Here is a 15,224-nt window from a genome sequence, read left to right on the forward strand (position 1 = left end):
TACGGGCGGACAGCTCAGCCGGCGGCGGCCCACCCCGTCCAGCGCCGCACGTCGATCGCCACCAGGCCGCCCGTGAGCTCGTACTGCGGGTAGCGCTCCACCAGCCGCGCCACCGCCAGCCGCCCCTCGTCGGACTCCGGGCCGACCTCGCGGGCGGTGCCGTCGGCGCGCACCCACCACAGCGCCGACCAGTCGTCCTCGTAGTGGTCGACGAGCACCGCCGCGCGCGGGTTCGCGGCCAGGTTCGCCAGCCGCCGCAGCGCCGTGTGCCGCTTGGGCTTGGCGTCCACCCCGTGGTAGATCGTGTCCGCGTCGAGCGCGAACACGATCGGCACCACGTGCGGCGACCCGTCGGCCCCGGCCGTGGCCAGCCGCGCGACCCGAGCCCCCGCGAACCGGCGCCGGGCCTCCTCGTCGTTCACGGCCCCTCGCCGGCGAACTCGGCGATCGCCTGCTCCCATTCGTCCAAGGCGCGCTCGACGACCGACCGGGGCCCGGAGGGGATCCACCGGCTGGCCCGCTGGACGCCGGCGTCGTGCAGGCGCCGCAGGACCGCGGGATCGGCCGGCGCGGAGAGCACCTGCACGCCGACCGGGCGCTCGGCCCGCGCCCGCAGCTCGCGGATCCGCTCGAAGATGCCCTCCTCGTAGTTGGGGAACCAGGCGTCGCCGAACGTCAGCACCCGGTCCAGCACGCCCGGCCCGGTCCCGCCGACGAGCACCGGCGGCGCCGGCTGCTGCACCGGCTTGGGCCACGACCAGATACGGTCGAAGTTGACATACTTGCCGTGGTACGACGCCTCGTCCTGGCTCCAGATCGCCCGCATCGCCTCGACCCGCTCGCGCAGCACGCTCATCCGCACCCGCGGGTCGGTCCCGTGGTTGCGCATCTCCTCCCGGTTCCACCCGGCCCCGACCCCGAACTCGAACCGCCCGCCGGAGAGCTGGTCGATCGAGGCCACCTCCTTGGCCGTGATGATCGGGTCGCGCTCGATGACCAGGCAGATGCCGCTGCCGATCCGCAGCCGCGAGGTCGCCGCCGCGGCGGCGGTGAGCGCGACGAAGAGGTCGTACGTGTGCCAGTATCGCTGCGGCAGCTCGCGGTGCCCGTCCTGGTAGGGCGTCTCCCGGCTGGCCGGGATGTGGGTATGTTCGGCGAAGAACACGGCCGCGTGCCCGCGCTGCTCGACCAGCCGCGCCAGCTCACCCGGCGCCATGGCGTTGTGCGTAGGAAAGTACCCGACTCCGAAGTCCATGCCCTCCTCTCTACCCCGGCGCCGCCTCGTCCGCGGCATGCTCGCGGTGTGACGTCACAGGTCGGGCGGCGCCCCGGCGGCCGTGCGCCCACCCTGCTCGTCGGTCATCGCGCCGCAGTGGCATCGCCGTGCTCGCGTCGATCCACTATCGGGTCGCGCTGAACACCGAGCCGGCGGCGAGCCCGTGGCTGACCCACAGCGAGCTGTACGCCCGCCTGGAGAGCCACGGGCTACGCCGCACGCACGACTTCCACCTCGCCCACCTGCGGGCCGGCCTTCCCCTGCGGCCCGGCGAGTCGCTGCTGGACAAGCAGCTGGCCCTGGCCGTCCTGACCCGCGACCGCCACTGCTGGACCTGGTCGACCGCCTTCCGGTCCGCGGGCTGAACCAAGGGTCACGGCCGGGGCAGGTCCCGGTCACCCGAGGGCCCGCACCACCGTATTCACACTGGTCACACCGCATCCACTGGACAGGGCACCGACCCGCGGCGGAATACATACGTCACGCCCGAGTCAGGGTCGCCGATGAAGTAGTACAGCGTGAGCTTCCCGCCACCGCGGTCCGAGCGTAGCCGGTTGCCGTAGGCCGCCGGCCGGGCCGTTCATCGAGCGGAATGTCATGTCGACCTGCGTGAGCGGCCCCTTGCGGTCCACGATCGGCGCCGCTAGGGCCCAGGTGCCCGAGCCGGAGCCGTGGCCGTCGTCCGGCTCGACCGGCCGCAGCACCTTGTTGTCAACGCCGGCGAAGGTGAACGCACCATCGCCGGCGAAGGAGAGGCTGCTGCCGCCGGGGCCACACCACCCGCCCGCGACCTCGGCCTTGGTGAGCGGCACCCGGTCGTCGTGCAGGAACCAGTAGCCCGCTCCGGCGACGACGACTGCGACGGCGCCGAGCGCGATCCGCCGGCCGGTCCCGTCCCGCTCGGTGTCGTAGGACTTGTTCGTGTCCGGATCAGTGAACACGCCCTGGCCGCACCGGCCCCGCATCGGTTTCGCGAGTCCGGGACTTCGGTCCTGCCCGATCACGACCTTCGCTCCTGCCGGCCGGGTCCCGATGGCGCCGATCATGGACGCGAGGACGTTGGAGGGGCCATGACCGACAAGCGCCGACCGGACCCGCGATGCCCGCTGCGCCCGGGCCAGCCGTGCACCCTGTGCCACCCGAACGCGACCGGCCCGCAGGACTGCCCGGTCGTGTACCTGGTGATGAGCGACGACGAGCTCCGCGAGGGACTCCACCAGTTCCGCCACCGCACGTGACCGATGGCGGGTCAGAGCTTGGCTCGTGACAGGTGGGCGCGTTCGCCTTGTGCGCCGACCTGATCGCCGGATACCGGGACACCACCGGCTGCTGACAGCGTGCGGCGCGCCCATACAATGACGGGTGTGAACGGGTTGGAGTTCACCGCCCAGATGGTCGCAACGGTCGCCTGGCCGATCGTGGTGCTGGTGTTGCTGCTCGTCTTCCGGCGCTGGATCACCGCCACCGTCTCCGGGGCCACCGCTGGGGCCCGGATCAAGCGTATCAAGCTCGGGCCCGTGGAGGCCGAGTTCGAGGAGAAGGCCGCGGACGCGGCTCGCAGCGTCGCCGGGGCGCTCGCCGAGAACGCCTCGCCGCCGCCGGTCGACGGGCCGGTGCCGACGTTCTTCGCCGACCTTATCCCGCTGGCGGCGCTCAGCCCGCGCGATGCGATCCGGATGGCGTTCGCGCACGTGCGGCGGGCGCTGGTCCAGGTGTATCCGCAGCTCGCCGACGTCGGCGAGGACGGGCTGCCCGACGCGGTGCGGGAGCTGGCCCGGCGCGGGCTGGTCAAGCCCGGCATCGCCGACGCGGTGACGCGGCTGCGGGAGCTGGCGGGGCTGGCCGCCGGGCCGGCGGAGGCGGTGGATGCGCGATACGCGCTGCAGTACCTCACCCTCGCGGAGGGAGCGATCCACGCGGTCCTGCGCGCCGCGCCCGCCCGGGAGCCCGGGCCGGACCGGTGGCGGGGCACGTACGACGGGCGGTTCCCGATCGAGCTGAGCATCCAGCGGCGGGATGGCGGTCAGTTCACGGGCCTGATGCGATACCCGGACCCCGGGCCCGCGACGACCACCCGCGTGCAGGGCGAGGCCCGCGACGGCGTGCTGACCTGGCGGGAGACCGCCTACATCACGAGGGGCGGGCGCGAGATCGACCTCCGGGGTCGCTACGAGGCCCGGATCTCGGGCGATGAGCTGACCGGCTCGTGGTACCAGGGTGAACGCGAGGTCGCCGGGTTCGTCATGACGGCGGCAGAGCCGGGGTGAGGGCCTCGGCCCGCACGTTGGCGACGCGCTGTCCGTGCCGCACCACGCCCAGCCAGCCGAGTTCCGCCGTGCCTGCGTGCCTACCCAGCCGCGGCCCGGTTCTGGCATCGAACTCCGTGACGCGCCGCTACTTCGCGCCGTCGCGGATGATGTAGAGGTCGCGGCCCTGGTCCCGGGCAGCCATGATCCACTCCGGGAGCTTCTCGCCGACCAGCCAGATCGCCTCCTCGACGTCGTCGTCCCCGCTGGGCAGGTCCGCGTACTCCTCGTAGATGCGCTGCTCGTCGAACTCGTCCAGCTCCTCGGCCAGGCCGGCCAGGTCCGCGGCCGGGGCGTGCATCAGGAACGGCCAGGGGTCCTCGCCCACCGGCTTGGCGAACCACGGCGGGGAGTACGGGCGGCCCCACAGGTTCGCCACCCCCGGCAGGCCCCAGGAGCGCAACGCCTCGGCCAGCTGGTCCCAGCGGCGGCCGGGGAGGGTCGCCTCGCCCAGCTCGTGCAGGGTGGGTTCCTGGCCGGGTGCCGCGGCGGCCAGGGCTGACGGGTCGATCGCGAACGCGGAAACGTACTGTTCGGCCATGGGGCAATTATCGATCACCGGCAGCCGGCGGGTCTCGTGGGGCACGGTGCCCGCCCGCGTGCGCGACGCGGTCGAGGAGCGGCTCGGCAGCCCGGTCGCCGGCGCGGTCGATCTCGCCGGCGGGTTCTCGGAGGGCGTCGCGGCTCGGTTGCGGCTCGCCGACGGGCGGGACGTGTTCGTCAAGGCGGCCGCGGAGCCGGTGGTGGCCGGGTTTCACCGGCGCGAAGGGGGTGTCGCGGCTCGGTTGCCTCGTGCGGTACCGTCGCCGCTTCTGCTCTTCGCCCTTGCAGTTGACCCTTGGGTGGTGCTCGGATTCGAGTTCGTGGCGGGGCGGCTGCCGGCCCGGCCGTGGCGGGACGACGAGCTGCGGCCGGTGCTCGACGCGGCCACCCGCGCGGCCGATGCGCTCACGCCGGCGCCGTTTCGGCCGTCCACCCCGCCACGGCTCGGAGGGTGGGCGGGGCTCGCGGCCGACGCGGTGGCCCGGGTCTCCCCGTGGGCGGGCGCGCATCTTGAGCGGCTCGTCGCGCTCGAGGCGGCCGGGGCGCACACGCTCGCCGGCGACACGCTGCTGCACGGGGATCTCTACGCCTTCAACGTGCTGCTGGACGAGGATCGCAAGGTGTACCTCGTCGACTGGCCGCACGCGTGGGTCGGCGCCGCGCACTGCGACGTGCTGACGCTCATGTCGACCGCGGCCGACCCGGAGCCGTTGCTGGCCGCGAATCCGCTGACCGCGGGTCTCGAACCGTTCGCCGTCGACGCGTTTCTCGCGGCGCACTCGGGGTTTCTGGTGCGGCTGGCGGTCACGGCGACCGGCGAGGCGGACCCTAACCTGGTGGCGATGGCGGCGGCACTCGGACGGGGGTCACTCGCCTGGTTGTCACAGCGACCGTACAGTGCCACGTGATAGTGTCAATTGCCATGGTGTTCAAGAAGATGCTCGCCGCCTTCGGGGTCGGCGGCCCGAGCGTCGACACGGTGCTCGACACCCCCACCGTCCAGCCGGGCGGCTTCATCGACGGACAGGTCCACATCCGCGGCGGCGAAAAAGACGCCCGCATCGAGCACGTCGTGCTCTCGCTCATCACCCGCGTCGAGGTGGAGCGGGCCGGCTTCGACCGCGAGGCCGGCATCGAGCTCAACCGCGTCTCGGTCGCCGACCGCTTCACGGTGCGCGCGGGCGCCAACGAATCGATACCGTTCCGCCTGTCGGTGCCGTGGGAGGCGCCGATCACCAGTGTGTACGGCCAGCATCTGCGCGGCATGGTGATGGGCGTGCGCACCGAGCTGGAGATCGCGGGCGGCCGCGACAAGGGCGACCTGGACCCGGTGGCGATCGCCCCGCTCCCGGTCCACCAGGCGATCCTGGACGCCTTCTCGGTGCTGGGCTTCCGCTTCAAGCACGCGGACGTCGAGCACGGCCGCATCCAGGGCGTCGCGCAGCAGCTGCCGATCTACCAGGAGATCGAGTTCTGGCCCGCGCCGCAATACGCGGGCCAGGTCAACGAGGCCGAGCTGACGTTCCTGACCAACCCGCAGGGGGTCGAGGTCATCCTGGAGTTCGACAAGCGCGGCGGGATGTTCCGCCAAGGCCACGACTCCTACAGCCGCTTCAGCATCGGCCACGACCAGGTCGACGGCACCGACTGGGCCGCGGTGGTGGACGGCTGGGTCCGCGCGGCGACGGAGCGGCACTTCAGCAACATGCACGCGGCGCACGGCGGCTACGGGCAGGGCGGCTACGGGCAGGGCGGCTACGGCCACCCGCACGGGCCCGGCTACGGCCAACCGCAGGGCCGCCGGGGCATGGGCATGGGCGCGGTGGTCGCGGCGGGCGCGGCCGGCATCGTCGGCGGCCTGGTGGCCGGCGAGGTGATCGACGAGGTCTTCGACGACGGCGGCGGCGAGGACTTCGGCGACTTCGAGTAGCGCCTGGATCTCGGCGATCGCTACGGCAGCGGCGTGGTCGGCTGCACCAGTCGACCACGCCACGCCTCCGGCCACGCCACGCCTCCGGCGGCGCAGCGACACCGACGGCGAGAAGGTGTCCACGGCCGCGACCAGCGCGGGCTCGGCGCTGGGCAACCGCGCGAGGTCGAGGGCGGCGTCGAAGACCCCGCTGCGCGGCCGGGCAGCCGTCCACAGTGGACCCTCGAGGCCGTGCGCCACGAGGCCGGTGAGGCACTCGTCGAGAACCCGGTCGCCGGCCGCCCCGGGTGGGGCGGCCGGCGCTGAGCTGCGGTTACGGCGTCCAGGGGGCGGTGACCACCCAGCTGACGTCGTCGGACCACAGGCCGGTGGCGTCGAAGGTGTTCGAGCCGCCGTTGCTGGCGATGTAGACGTTGTTGTTGTAGTGCCGGATGTAGCGCGTGGAGAAGTTCAGCGACCGCAGCGAGTTGCCCTGGCCGTTCTTGCCGGCCTCGGCGCAGAACGTCGCGTCCTGGGCGAACAGGGCGCTGCCGTCATTGGCCTGCAGCGAGATCTGGTAGTTCTGGTGGCGCAGGTACTGCCCGGACGTGTTGCTGGACTCGAAGGAGTAGCAGGAGCCGCCGCCCAGGCCGGCCCGCACGATCCAGGAGGCGTTGGCCTTGTCGGTGGCGGAGCTGGAGGCGCTCACCACCGCGGTGTTCACGGCGCTGCCGGAGTGGTTGATGTACCGCGTGGCGCAGCAGGCCGTCGTCGCCCGCAGCGAGATCGTCTGGCCGGGCGTCAGCGTGGTGCCGGTGCCCTGGCCCGAGGTGTTGTAGTTCGCGGCGACGATGTTGGCCTGGACGGAGTTCTCGGTCGCGTCGCTCGGGTAGCCCGAGGTCATGACGCCCTCGTAGAAGGTGCCGGCGGAGCTGTTGCTGTTGTCGCCGCCGATGCCGAGGATGATCGCGCCCTCCTTCTTCATCGGGTTGTAGCCGGACACGTTGGGCCGGGCCCCGTTGTAGAAGGTGGACAGGCTGCCGGACTGCGAGTTGCCGCCGCGGATCGACCAGTGGTTCGGCTCGCCCTTGACGATCGCGGTCACGAACCGGTGGCTGATGCTCGGGTCACCCGCGTTGTAGCCGGCGTTGACGCCCGAGAAGAGACCGTTCTCGAGGTCGGCCATGATCCACGGGCCGTTGCCGGCGCCGTAGCCCCAGGCCTTGATGTTGCCGAAGTAGATGGCCTCCATCGTGCCGTTGCCGTTGTCGCGGCTGTTGCGCTCGGCGTTGCCGTAGTCGAAGCAGCAGCCGGCGTTGTAGTGGGTGCCGTCGAAGATGGCGTACATGCCCTCGGGCTGGTCGCCGGTGGCGATGCCGTTGGTGTTGTTGTTGCGGTAGCCGGTGCCGGGGGCGACGAACACGCCGTACACCTTGTGCCCGCCGATCGTCACGGGCGCCGCGGTGGCGTTGGCGAGGTTGTCGTAGCCACCGGCCGCGGGGCCGTTGAAGCCGCCGGGCGGGGCCTGGGTGAGGCGGTTGTTGCGCCCGCTCTGGTCGTAGATGATCGTGATCACGCACGACGTGTTCGCGCAGAAGCTGTCCTGGGTGGCCGCGTTGGCGTAGCTGCCGGCGCTGACCGGCGCGATGTCCTGGGTGGCGTTGTCGGAGGCGCGGCGGACCTGGTAGAGCGGGCCGCTGTACGAGCCGTACAGCGCACGGGTGGTGCTGTGGGCGGCGACGCAGGGGGTGCCGCCGGCGGCGTAGATGTCGCAGGGCTGCGACGTCGCCGCCTGCGACGTCCCGGCGTCCACGAGGACACTCGTGACGAGGGCTCCGGCGGTGGCGACGGCCAGCGCGGCCGCCCGCAGACGCCGGGACCGCAGGTGTTCTGCCATGTGTTCCAACCTCTTCCGTTTGGCGGGACGGAGTGTTGTCGGCGCTCACACGCGGGCGTGTCCCGGGACTGCCTGCCATGGAACACCGTTGATGTGAGCGCTAACATAGCCGAGCCTCCCCCGCCGCGCAACGGGCAGTTTTCGCACGTACGGGGCGGCCTCGGGCCGGCCGTGAACCGTACATGGCGGGACCCGCGTAGGGTATGACCGAAGGGTGAGCATGACCGTGCTGGTGACCGGCGCCTCCGGGTCCGCCGGCGCGCGCCGCCGCGAAGCCCTCGGCCCGGGCCCGGCGTGAGGGCCCTGCACGACCTGGCGAGGGCGGCGTTCGTCCATCCTGCCACGGCCGAGCGGGCGGTGTCGCCGGCCGCGCGGCTGCGCCGCCGCGTCGTCGTCGCCGTGACCCTGGTCGCCGGCGCCGTTCTGCTGGGCTGGTCGCTGGCGATCCGCCCCGGCGACCCGCTGTTCTACCCGACGACCCTCGCCGTCGCCGCGACCTGGATCGCCGGCAGCCTGCTGTCCGGGCCGCTGCACCTGGGCCGCATCGCCTACCGCGACACCCTGCGCCGCCCCGTCGTCACGCCGGTGGTCACCGGCCTGCTCGTCGGCGCCGTCTTCATCGCCGGCGCGCTCGTCGTGCAGCGCATCCCCCCGCTGCGCGACTACGCCGGCCGAGTCCTCGACCACGCCCGCTACGGCGAGATCGCCCTGATCACGGCCGTCACGCTCGGCAACGGCCTGGCCGAGGAGGTCTTCTTCCGGGGTGCGCTGTTCGCCGCCATCGGCCGCCGCCACCCGGTCGCGATCTCCACGCTCGTCTACACTCTGGCCACGCTCGCCACGGCCAACCCGCTGCTGGCCTTCGCCGCGGCGGTGCTCGGCACGGTGCTGGGCCTGCAGCGCCGCGCGTCGGGGGGCATCCTGGCCCCGATGCTGACCCACGTCACGTGGTCGATGGTGATGCTGTTCGCCCTGCCCCCGATCCTCGCCTGAGGCTTCGTCAGTCCCAGAGAGCTGATCGCATCGCAGCCAGTCGCTCCGATTGGACACGTAGGACTTCCGGGTGTTCAGGAGTCAAGAGCTCCCAGCCGTGGTGCGCACCAGGAATCGTGCAGATCTCCGCGCGGACACCGGCCTCGCTGAGCCGGCGAGCGTAGTCGACCGCCTCGGCGTAGAAGTGGTCGGACTCTCCGACGCTGATCCAGGCCGGGGCGAGGCCCCGGAGATCCTCGCGTCGCGCGGGCACGGCATAGGGGCGTACCTCCTCCTCGCCCGGGGCGTGACCGAGATACCTCATCCAGGCGTAGCGATTCGATGGAACGGTCCAGAGAAGGTAGTACTCTCCGTTTTCCTCCGCACGGATGACCGACCTGTCGTCCAGCATCGGGGCGATCATCACCTGAAGACGAAGGGATATTCCCGCATCCCGGGCGCGCTGAGCGAGCGCTGCGGCGAGGCCCGCTCCCGCGCTCTCGCCTCCCACGATGATCCGGTCGGCGTCGACGCCGAGGTCCTCAACATTTTCTGCGAGCCAGGTGAGGGCGGCGAAGTTGTCGTCTATCGCCGCAGGGTAGGGGTGCTCGGGGGCGAGGCGGTAGTCGGGTACGACCACGACGATTCCCAGTTCCGCGGCGAATGTCGACGCGACGTCGTTCACGTGCTCCGCGGATCCCGAGATGAGCCCGCCGCCGAAGATCCACAACAACGCTCCGGTCGGCGCCTCCCGGCCGTCAGGCCGGTGGACGACGACCCGGAGTCCGTGTGCGCCGGGAATCTCCTTGCGCTCGGATGTGACCCCGGGCCGGGTGCTCGTCTTCCTCTTGTTGAACCTGCGGATGAGCCAGAGCGTGAGCCGTCCTCGGACGTGGAGGGGCCGAGCCACCCCGGGAACCAGGAAGTCGGGGTTGAGCGCTGCGATCGCATCCTTGCGCGTCATCGCCATCATCGTGTCTTTCGATCCCGAGTGAACTGGAGGTCGCCGTTTCACGCCTCGCGGGCGCGCCGCAGCGTATGGGTTCCCGGGCCGAGGGTTTCGGCCCGCTCGTGCCCTACGGGCTGGAATCGCGCGGTTGTCCCGGGCGGCACGGTGACGGTGTACTCGACGTCGTCGCCGTCCATCCGCCATGCACTCGCCGCGCGGCCGAACACGGTCTGCACCGAGGACCGCACGAAGGTGAGCCCGCCGCCAACCATTGGGTTCACCGTGATGGCCTGATAGCCCGGCTCCGCCGGTGAGAGCCCCGCGAGCCGCTCAATGAGGAAGCGCGCGACGGAGCCGAATGCGTAGTGGTTGTGGCTCATCTTGGCTTTGCCGGACTTGGTGTAGCCCTCCCACGTCTCCCAGACCGTCGTGGCGCCGTGCTCGACCTGGTACAGCCACGAAGGGCTGGAGGTCGTGAGCAGCAGGTCCCACGCGACATCCGCATGCCCGGTGTCGACGAGTGTGCCGAGCAGCATGGGGGTGGAGAGGAAGCCGGTGCCGAGGTGGCCCCCGGCCTTCTTGATCAGGCTGACGAGCCGAGCGGCAGCAGCGCGACGCTCCGAGTCGTCGAGGAGCCCGAAAGCCAGCGCCCGCACATAGTCGTCCTGACGGTCGGTTCCGATGCGGCCGTCCGCGCCGAGGAAGGCCGAGCGCCAGGCCCGCCGCACCCGGTCCGCGAGTGCCAGGTACTGCACATGGTCGCTGTCCCGGCCGAGCACGCTCGCCACCTGCGAGAGCACGCGGGCGGAGCGCTCAAAGTATGCAGTCGCCACGACGGCGCCCCGGCGCCGGGCGTCTATCGAGGAGAGAATGGCGTTCTCACCCGGGCGGAGCCACTCGCCGAACTGGAACCCGCCGTCGATGATGTGGCTCTCGGTCTCCGGGTCTCGTCGTGCGGCGCCGCGTCGCGCCCGGCTCGTCGACTCGCGCGCCAGGCGCTTACTCGACTGGACCCAAGCGACCATCGACTCGTACTGGTCCTCCAGCACCCGCTTGTCACCGTAGTACTGGTAGAGCGTCCAGGGCACAAGGACACTGGCATCCCCCCAACCAGCGGCCGTCCCCGCGGACGCGAGTCGTCCGCGGGGTCCTCCCGAGAACTGCGAGAAACCCGAAGGAATCACGGCCGGGACAGTGCCGTCGGTGCCTTGCTCAACGGCGAGGTTGTGCAGGTATCGGCGCAGGTACCACTGCGCATCGACGAACAAGGTCGCCGTGGGCGCGAATACCTGGATGTCACCGGTCCATCCCGACCGCTCGCGTGTCGGACAGTCGGTCGGCGTGTCCATGAAGTTGGAGCGCAGCGACCACTCGACGTTCTTCCAGAGCCGGTTGAGGCGCGGATCGGAGCTCTCGAACTCACCCGCCTGTTCCAGATCGCTCGACATGACGATGCCGCGCACCTCGTCGGGCTCGAGGTCGGCGACGAGACCGCGGACCTCGACGTATCGGAAGCCGTGAATCGTGAACCAGGGCTGCCACAAGACGTCATCCCCGCCGAGCACGGCCACGTCCCGCTGGTACCAACGACCCCACGGCACGATGTGGATGTAGTCGAGGTCCGGGGTTCCGTCGGGTTTGAGGACCTCGGTGTGCGTGAGGGTCACCTCGGTCCCGATCGAACCCCGCAGCCGAATCCGTACGACTCCCGCGAAGTTCTGTCCGAAGTCCACGACCTGCGCGCCGTCCTTCGTGCGCGAGATCGCTACCGGGACGAGCTCATCGACCTGACGGACACGCCCGACACTCTCGGCCACGAGCCGGCGGGGGTGCGTCAGGACTTCGACCCGAGCGAAGCCGGACGGCAGCTCGGGAACCCGCGCCCAGTCCTCGGGCACGCGCAGGTCGGCGCGCTCGCCTCGCTTCGGGTCAGACTCCTTGATGCGCCCCGTCCCCGCGCTCCACGAGCCGTCCGTGACAATGATCTGCTCGGTACCGTCGGCGAGCTCGGCGACAATGTGCAGGAGCCCGGCGAGGCGGTCACCGTAGATACGTGTGTGGTTCTCGAATCCGTTGGATCCGCGGAAGCGCCCGTCGCCCACCACCATCCCGATCACGTTCGGGCCGGTTGCGAGGGCGTGCGTGACGTCGTATGCGACGTACTCGACCTCCTCATCGAAGGCGGTCCAGCGCGGGACGAGAGCGGGGCCGGTCAGATCCTCGCCGTTGAGCAGCAGCCGATGCCATCCGAGGGATGAAACGTAGGCGCGGGCTCGGACGACTTCCGAGTCGATGAGCGCGGTACCCCGAAGGTAGAGCGTCGTCGCCGGGTCCTTTGCTCCTCGCGCGGGGCCCCCGACCCAGGCGGCCTTCCAATCGTCGTCCTTCAGCAGACCGGTTTCGAATCGGCTCGCGATCCACGGCGAAGGCTCGGATTCCTTGGCGGTCCACACCCTCACCCGCCAGTGATAGACCGAGGCCGACCCGAGACCGGCACCTGCGTATCGCACGCCGAACGGCGAGCTGCCGCGAACCTGTCCGCTGGCCCAGACAATGTCGCCGCCGGCGAACTCGGCGCTCGTCGAGACCTCGATCTCCCACGCATCTTGCGGCGACGCGTTCGCAGACGCGACTCGCCAGCTGAACTCCGGCGCATCGGACCCGATGCCGAGCGGTTCACGCTGTCCGTCGGTGCGTAGATCGGTCAGAACTGAAGGCATGAGAGGTTCCGTCTCCGTCGAGGGGGCCGACGCATGTATTTCACTTTGGATAATACATGCGCCGCCGCGATCATCAGCCCCGGCGCATTCACCAGGGCCCAGCAGGGTCAGAGCAGACCCAGGTCGCGGGCGCGGCGGATGGCGTCTCGGCGGCGGTGCACGCCCAGCTTGCCGTAGATCGCCGTGAGGTGGGTCTTCACCGTGTTCGGGGACAGGTGCAGGGTCTCGGCGATCTCGGCGACCGTGAGGAAGCCGACCAGCATGTGCAGGACGCCGGCCTCGGCCTCCGTCAGGGTCGCCGTGTTGTCCGGGTGGGAGTGGGCCGTGGCGGGCGGGTCCGGCGGTGCATCGCCGGTGACTGCGGGCGTCGCGGAGTGCGATGGCGCACCGCTGGGTGTACCGGTGCGGTGCTGGCGGTCGATGAGGCGTGTGGTGATGAACGGGCTGCGCAGCTCCTCGGGGCGGGCCAGCGCGATGGCCCGGTGGGTGCAGCGGTCGGCCCTCCGGGTGTCGCCCGACTGGCGGGCGGCGGTCGCGAGCAGCAGCTGCAGCTCGACCGCCTGGGCCAGGCACGGTGGGTGGTCGTCGAGGAACGGGTGCAGCAGGCGTTCGACGGCGCCGGCCGGCGGTTGGGTGGCGGGGCCGGCGACCACGAGTTTCGCGGCGGTGATCGCGGCGACGACGGGCGGGAAGCGGGCGGCGTCGGAGTCCAGCCGGCGCTGGGCGTCGTGCAGCAGGCCGTTGCCGAGCAACAGGTCGATTCGCAGCGCGCGCGGTGCCCAGGCCGGCAGGACGAGGGTGTCGGCCTCCTCGGCGATGAGCCGCTCCAGCTCGGTGAGGGCGACGCCGACGTGGCCCGTCTGGGACTCGATCTGCAGCCGGTGGAAGACCGCGCCGGCCTGCAGGCTCGGCTCGGGTGGCCAGTTCTGGACCAGCAGTTCGTCGAGGCGGCGGTGGGCCTGCTCGGCGTGTCCGCGCAGCACGGCGACCGCGGCCAGGGTGAGCAGCGCCCATCCCTCGTCCCCGGAGTCGGCGGTGCCCTGGCGGTGCAGGGTGGCCTGGATGCCGGCCGCGGTACGGGCGGCCGCGTGCAGGCGTCCGGCGAGGCAGTCCGCCAGGGCCTCGATCCGGGCCGCCGCCGTGCCGGTCGGTGCCGCCAGCAGATGGCGCCGGGCCACGCCGGGCTCGCCCGCCCGCAACGCGAGCCAGGCCCGGGCGAGCGCGGCGTCGGTCAGCGCCGGGCCGGGGCGCGGATCCGATCTTCGCTCTGGCGGGTGGGGCGCGGCGGCGAGCCGGCCGGTGGGGCCCTCGCCGAGCGCCTCGGCGGCGTGGGATCGACCCTCGTCCGGCTGGCCGTGCTCGGTGTACCAGGTGGCCGCGGCGCGGTGCAGGTCGCGGACGCGGTCGGGGGCGGTGGTGGACAGGCCGAAGTGCAGGGCGGCGCGCCACAGCCGGGGAATGCGGTACCAGCCGGACCCGCCGGCGAGCTCGACGAGGCAGCGCTCGTGTTCGGCGAGGGCGTCCAGCAGCGCGTGGCTGTCGGGCACGCCGGTGACGGCGGTGAACAGCTCGGCGTCGAAGGAGGCGAGGATGCTGGCCGCCTGCAGCGCGTCGCGGGCGTCCCGGGGGAAGCCGGCCAGCACCTCGTTGCGTACGTAGGCGTCGAGGCCCGCCCCGGTGCGCAACGCCTCGTCCAGCTGGTGGTGCGGGTCGTGCCGGTCGTACTGCAGTGTGTCGATGACGACCGACAGCCCGGCGGCCCAGCCCCCGGTGATCGCATAGAGGCGGCGCAGTGCGTCCGGTTCGAGCTCCAGGCCGCGCTGTGCGCACAGCTGGGCGGTTTCGCCGCTGGTCAGCCGCAGCTCGTCCGGGCTGAGCACCGTGGTCACGCTCGGCGCGATGTCCTCGACGGCGTCGAGCTGGCGCTGCGACCGGCCGGAGACGACGAGCCGCGCGCGTGGCCGGCCGCCCCGGTCTGCCGGGTCCAAGGCCGTCAGCGAGCCGAGGAGCCCGCGCAGGGCGCGCGCGTTGGTGGCACGCTCGATGCCGTCGACGACGACGATCGGCGGCTGGTCCGTCGTCGTGGTGCCGCTCAGCCCGGCGATGAAACCGGCGATCTCCTGTAGCGGTATCCGCGCCGAGCCGGCCGGGCGCTCGACGCCCAGCCACGCCGGGGTCGCCCGGCCGGCTCCGGCGACACGGGCCCCGGCCCAGCCGGGCGAGGATCGCACGTGCGCGGTGTTCGCCTCGGCCACCTCCAGGTAGAGCACCGCGGCGGGACGCGGCAGCCGGGCGAGCCAGTCCAGCAGCGCCGTGGTCTTGCCGGCGCCCGCCGGGCCGTAGACGGCCGCGATCGGCCTGCGGCGCCTGACGTCGAGCCCGGTGTCGAGCGCGGAGGCGAGGCGGGGACGGCGCAGCGGCGGGCGCCCACCGGGCGCTCCGGGCAGCCCGGCTGTCATGACGGCGGAACCGGGACACGGCGATCCCAGCGGCGACGGCTGCCCATGCTGCTCACACGGCGGTGCAGGGATGTGCGGTCCATCGCCTCGGTCTCCCACCCTCGACCGCGATCCGCGGCGGCCCGTGCCTGAGCGAAACGATATGGCTACAGGCCGTCACGCCGACAATGCAGCACGATCCGTCGCCTGTCCA

General features: G+C 71.9%; 14 protein-coding genes. 6 read left to right on the forward strand and 8 right to left on the reverse strand.

Annotated features, from left to right (window positions below; genetic code table 11):
• Nucleotides 1–14 precede the first annotated feature (14 nt).
• Entirely contained in the window at nucleotides 15–422 is a 408-nt protein-coding gene (locus ACQPY0_RS32805; protein ID WP_432969184.1) for a TIGR03668 family PPOX class F420-dependent oxidoreductase, read from the reverse strand.
• Nucleotides 419–1,255 (reverse strand): LLM class F420-dependent oxidoreductase, encoded by an 837-nt coding sequence (locus ACQPY0_RS32810; RefSeq protein ID WP_432969187.1) that lies wholly within the window; start codon nucleotides 1,253–1,255, stop codon nucleotides 419–421. The genes ACQPY0_RS32805 and ACQPY0_RS32810 overlap by 4 nt, the downstream gene beginning before the upstream one ends.
• 128 nt (nucleotides 1,256–1,383) lie before the next feature.
• On the opposite strand from ACQPY0_RS32810, the gene ACQPY0_RS32815 reads away from it, so the two are divergent.
• Nucleotides 1,384–1,641 (forward strand): hypothetical protein, encoded by a 258-nt coding sequence (locus tag ACQPY0_RS32815; RefSeq protein WP_432969190.1) that lies wholly within the window; start codon nucleotides 1,384–1,386, stop codon nucleotides 1,639–1,641.
• A gap of 126 nt (nucleotides 1,642–1,767) precedes the next feature.
• On the opposite strand, the gene ACQPY0_RS32820 is transcribed toward ACQPY0_RS32815, so the two are convergent.
• Nucleotides 1,768–2,217 (reverse strand): hypothetical protein, encoded by a 450-nt coding sequence (locus ACQPY0_RS32820; RefSeq protein WP_432969193.1) that lies wholly within the window; start codon nucleotides 2,215–2,217, stop codon nucleotides 1,768–1,770.
• A gap of 129 nt (nucleotides 2,218–2,346) precedes the next feature.
• Between ACQPY0_RS32820 and ACQPY0_RS32825 the strand changes: the two genes are divergently transcribed.
• Both ACQPY0_RS32825 and ACQPY0_RS32830 read left to right on the forward strand, forming a co-directional pair.
• Nucleotides 2,347–2,514 (forward strand): DUF6767 domain-containing protein, encoded by a 168-nt coding sequence (locus ACQPY0_RS32825; protein WP_432969196.1) that lies wholly within the window; start codon nucleotides 2,347–2,349, stop codon nucleotides 2,512–2,514.
• A gap of 126 nt (nucleotides 2,515–2,640) precedes the next feature.
• Complete coding sequence (locus tag ACQPY0_RS32830; protein ID WP_432969199.1) at nucleotides 2,641–3,543, forward strand: hypothetical protein; 903 nt, start codon at nucleotides 2,641–2,643, stop codon at nucleotides 3,541–3,543.
• Nucleotides 3,544–3,670: 127 nt separating this feature from the next.
• On the opposite strand, the gene ACQPY0_RS32835 is transcribed toward ACQPY0_RS32830, so the two are convergent.
• Nucleotides 3,671–4,123 carry a hypothetical protein gene (locus ACQPY0_RS32835; protein ID WP_432969202.1) on the reverse strand — a complete coding sequence of 151 codons (453 nt, stop codon included), beginning with the start codon at nucleotides 4,121–4,123 and terminating at the stop codon, nucleotides 3,671–3,673.
• Here ACQPY0_RS32835 and ACQPY0_RS32840 point away from each other — a divergent pair.
• Together ACQPY0_RS32840 and ACQPY0_RS32845 are read left to right on the forward strand one after the other, a co-directional pair.
• Nucleotides 4,122–5,033: a phosphotransferase family protein gene (locus ACQPY0_RS32840; RefSeq protein ID WP_432969205.1), complete on the forward strand. Its 912-nt coding sequence runs from the start codon at nucleotides 4,122–4,124 to the stop codon at nucleotides 5,031–5,033. The genes ACQPY0_RS32835 and ACQPY0_RS32840 overlap by 2 nt on opposite strands.
• A 14-nt stretch (nucleotides 5,034–5,047) precedes the next feature.
• Nucleotides 5,048–6,055 (forward strand): sporulation protein, encoded by a 1,008-nt coding sequence (locus ACQPY0_RS32845; RefSeq protein ID WP_432969208.1) that lies wholly within the window; start codon nucleotides 5,048–5,050, stop codon nucleotides 6,053–6,055.
• Nucleotides 6,056–6,368: 313 nt separating this feature from the next.
• On the opposite strand, the gene ACQPY0_RS32850 is transcribed toward ACQPY0_RS32845, so the two are convergent.
• Entirely contained in the window at nucleotides 6,369–7,931 is a 1,563-nt protein-coding gene (locus tag ACQPY0_RS32850; RefSeq protein ID WP_432969211.1) for an alpha-L-arabinofuranosidase B, read from the reverse strand.
• A gap of 294 nt (nucleotides 7,932–8,225) precedes the next feature.
• On the opposite strand from ACQPY0_RS32850, the gene ACQPY0_RS32855 reads away from it, so the two are divergent.
• On the forward strand, nucleotides 8,226–8,924 hold the full coding sequence (locus ACQPY0_RS32855) for a lysostaphin resistance A-like protein (RefSeq protein WP_432969214.1): 699 nt from the start codon (nucleotides 8,226–8,228) through the stop codon (nucleotides 8,922–8,924).
• A 7-nt stretch (nucleotides 8,925–8,931) separates the two neighbouring features.
• Here ACQPY0_RS32855 and ACQPY0_RS32860 read toward each other — a convergent pair whose 3' ends face one another.
• The 3 genes from ACQPY0_RS32860 to ACQPY0_RS32870 all read right to left on the reverse strand — a co-directional run bounded on the left by ACQPY0_RS32860 (nucleotide 8,932) and on the right by ACQPY0_RS32870 (nucleotide 15,031).
• Nucleotides 8,932–9,867, reverse strand: a complete 936-nt coding sequence (locus ACQPY0_RS32860) for an alpha/beta hydrolase (protein WP_432969217.1) — start codon at nucleotides 9,865–9,867, stop codon at nucleotides 8,932–8,934.
• Nucleotides 9,868–9,914: 47 nt separating this feature from the next.
• Nucleotides 9,915–12,572: a family 78 glycoside hydrolase catalytic domain gene (locus ACQPY0_RS32865; protein WP_432969220.1), complete on the reverse strand. Its 2,658-nt coding sequence runs from the start codon at nucleotides 12,570–12,572 to the stop codon at nucleotides 9,915–9,917.
• Nucleotides 12,573–12,679: 107 nt separating this feature from the next.
• On the reverse strand, nucleotides 12,680–15,031 hold the full coding sequence (locus ACQPY0_RS32870) for a LuxR C-terminal-related transcriptional regulator (protein WP_432969223.1): 2,352 nt from the start codon (nucleotides 15,029–15,031) through the stop codon (nucleotides 12,680–12,682).
• Nucleotides 15,032–15,224: the final 193 nt, after the last annotated feature.

Source organism: Dactylosporangium sp. CA-233914 (assembly GCF_050942935.1).
Taxonomy (GTDB): Bacteria; Actinomycetota; Actinomycetes; order Mycobacteriales; family Micromonosporaceae; genus Dactylosporangium.

Bases quoted from the DNA above. Each gene is read 5' to 3' on its own strand.
- ACQPY0_RS32810 (WP_432969187.1), bottom strand. From the start codon at position 1,255: ATGGACTTCGGAGTCGGGTACTTTCCTACGCACAACGCCATGGCGCCG.
- ACQPY0_RS32825 (WP_432969196.1), top strand. From the start codon at position 2,347: ATGACCGACAAGCGCCGACCGGACCCGCGATGCCCGCTGCGCCCGGGC.
- ACQPY0_RS32840 (WP_432969205.1), top strand. From the start codon at position 4,122: ATGGGGCAATTATCGATCACCGGCAGCCGGCGGGTCTCGTGGGGCACG.
- ACQPY0_RS32835 (WP_432969202.1), bottom strand. From the start codon at position 4,123: ATGGCCGAACAGTACGTTTCCGCGTTCGCGATCGACCCGTCAGCCCTG.
- ACQPY0_RS32845 (WP_432969208.1), top strand. From the start codon at position 5,048: ATGGTGTTCAAGAAGATGCTCGCCGCCTTCGGGGTCGGCGGCCCGAGC.
- ACQPY0_RS32850 (WP_432969211.1), bottom strand. From the start codon at position 7,931: ATGGCAGAACACCTGCGGTCCCGGCGTCTGCGGGCGGCCGCGCTGGCC.
- ACQPY0_RS32860 (WP_432969217.1), bottom strand. From the start codon at position 9,867: ATGACGCGCAAGGATGCGATCGCAGCGCTCAACCCCGACTTCCTGGTT.
- ACQPY0_RS32865 (WP_432969220.1), bottom strand. From the start codon at position 12,572: ATGCCTTCAGTTCTGACCGATCTACGCACCGACGGACAGCGTGAACCG.
- ACQPY0_RS32870 (WP_432969223.1), bottom strand. From the start codon at position 15,031: ATGACAGCCGGGCTGCCCGGAGCGCCCGGTGGGCGCCCGCCGCTGCGC.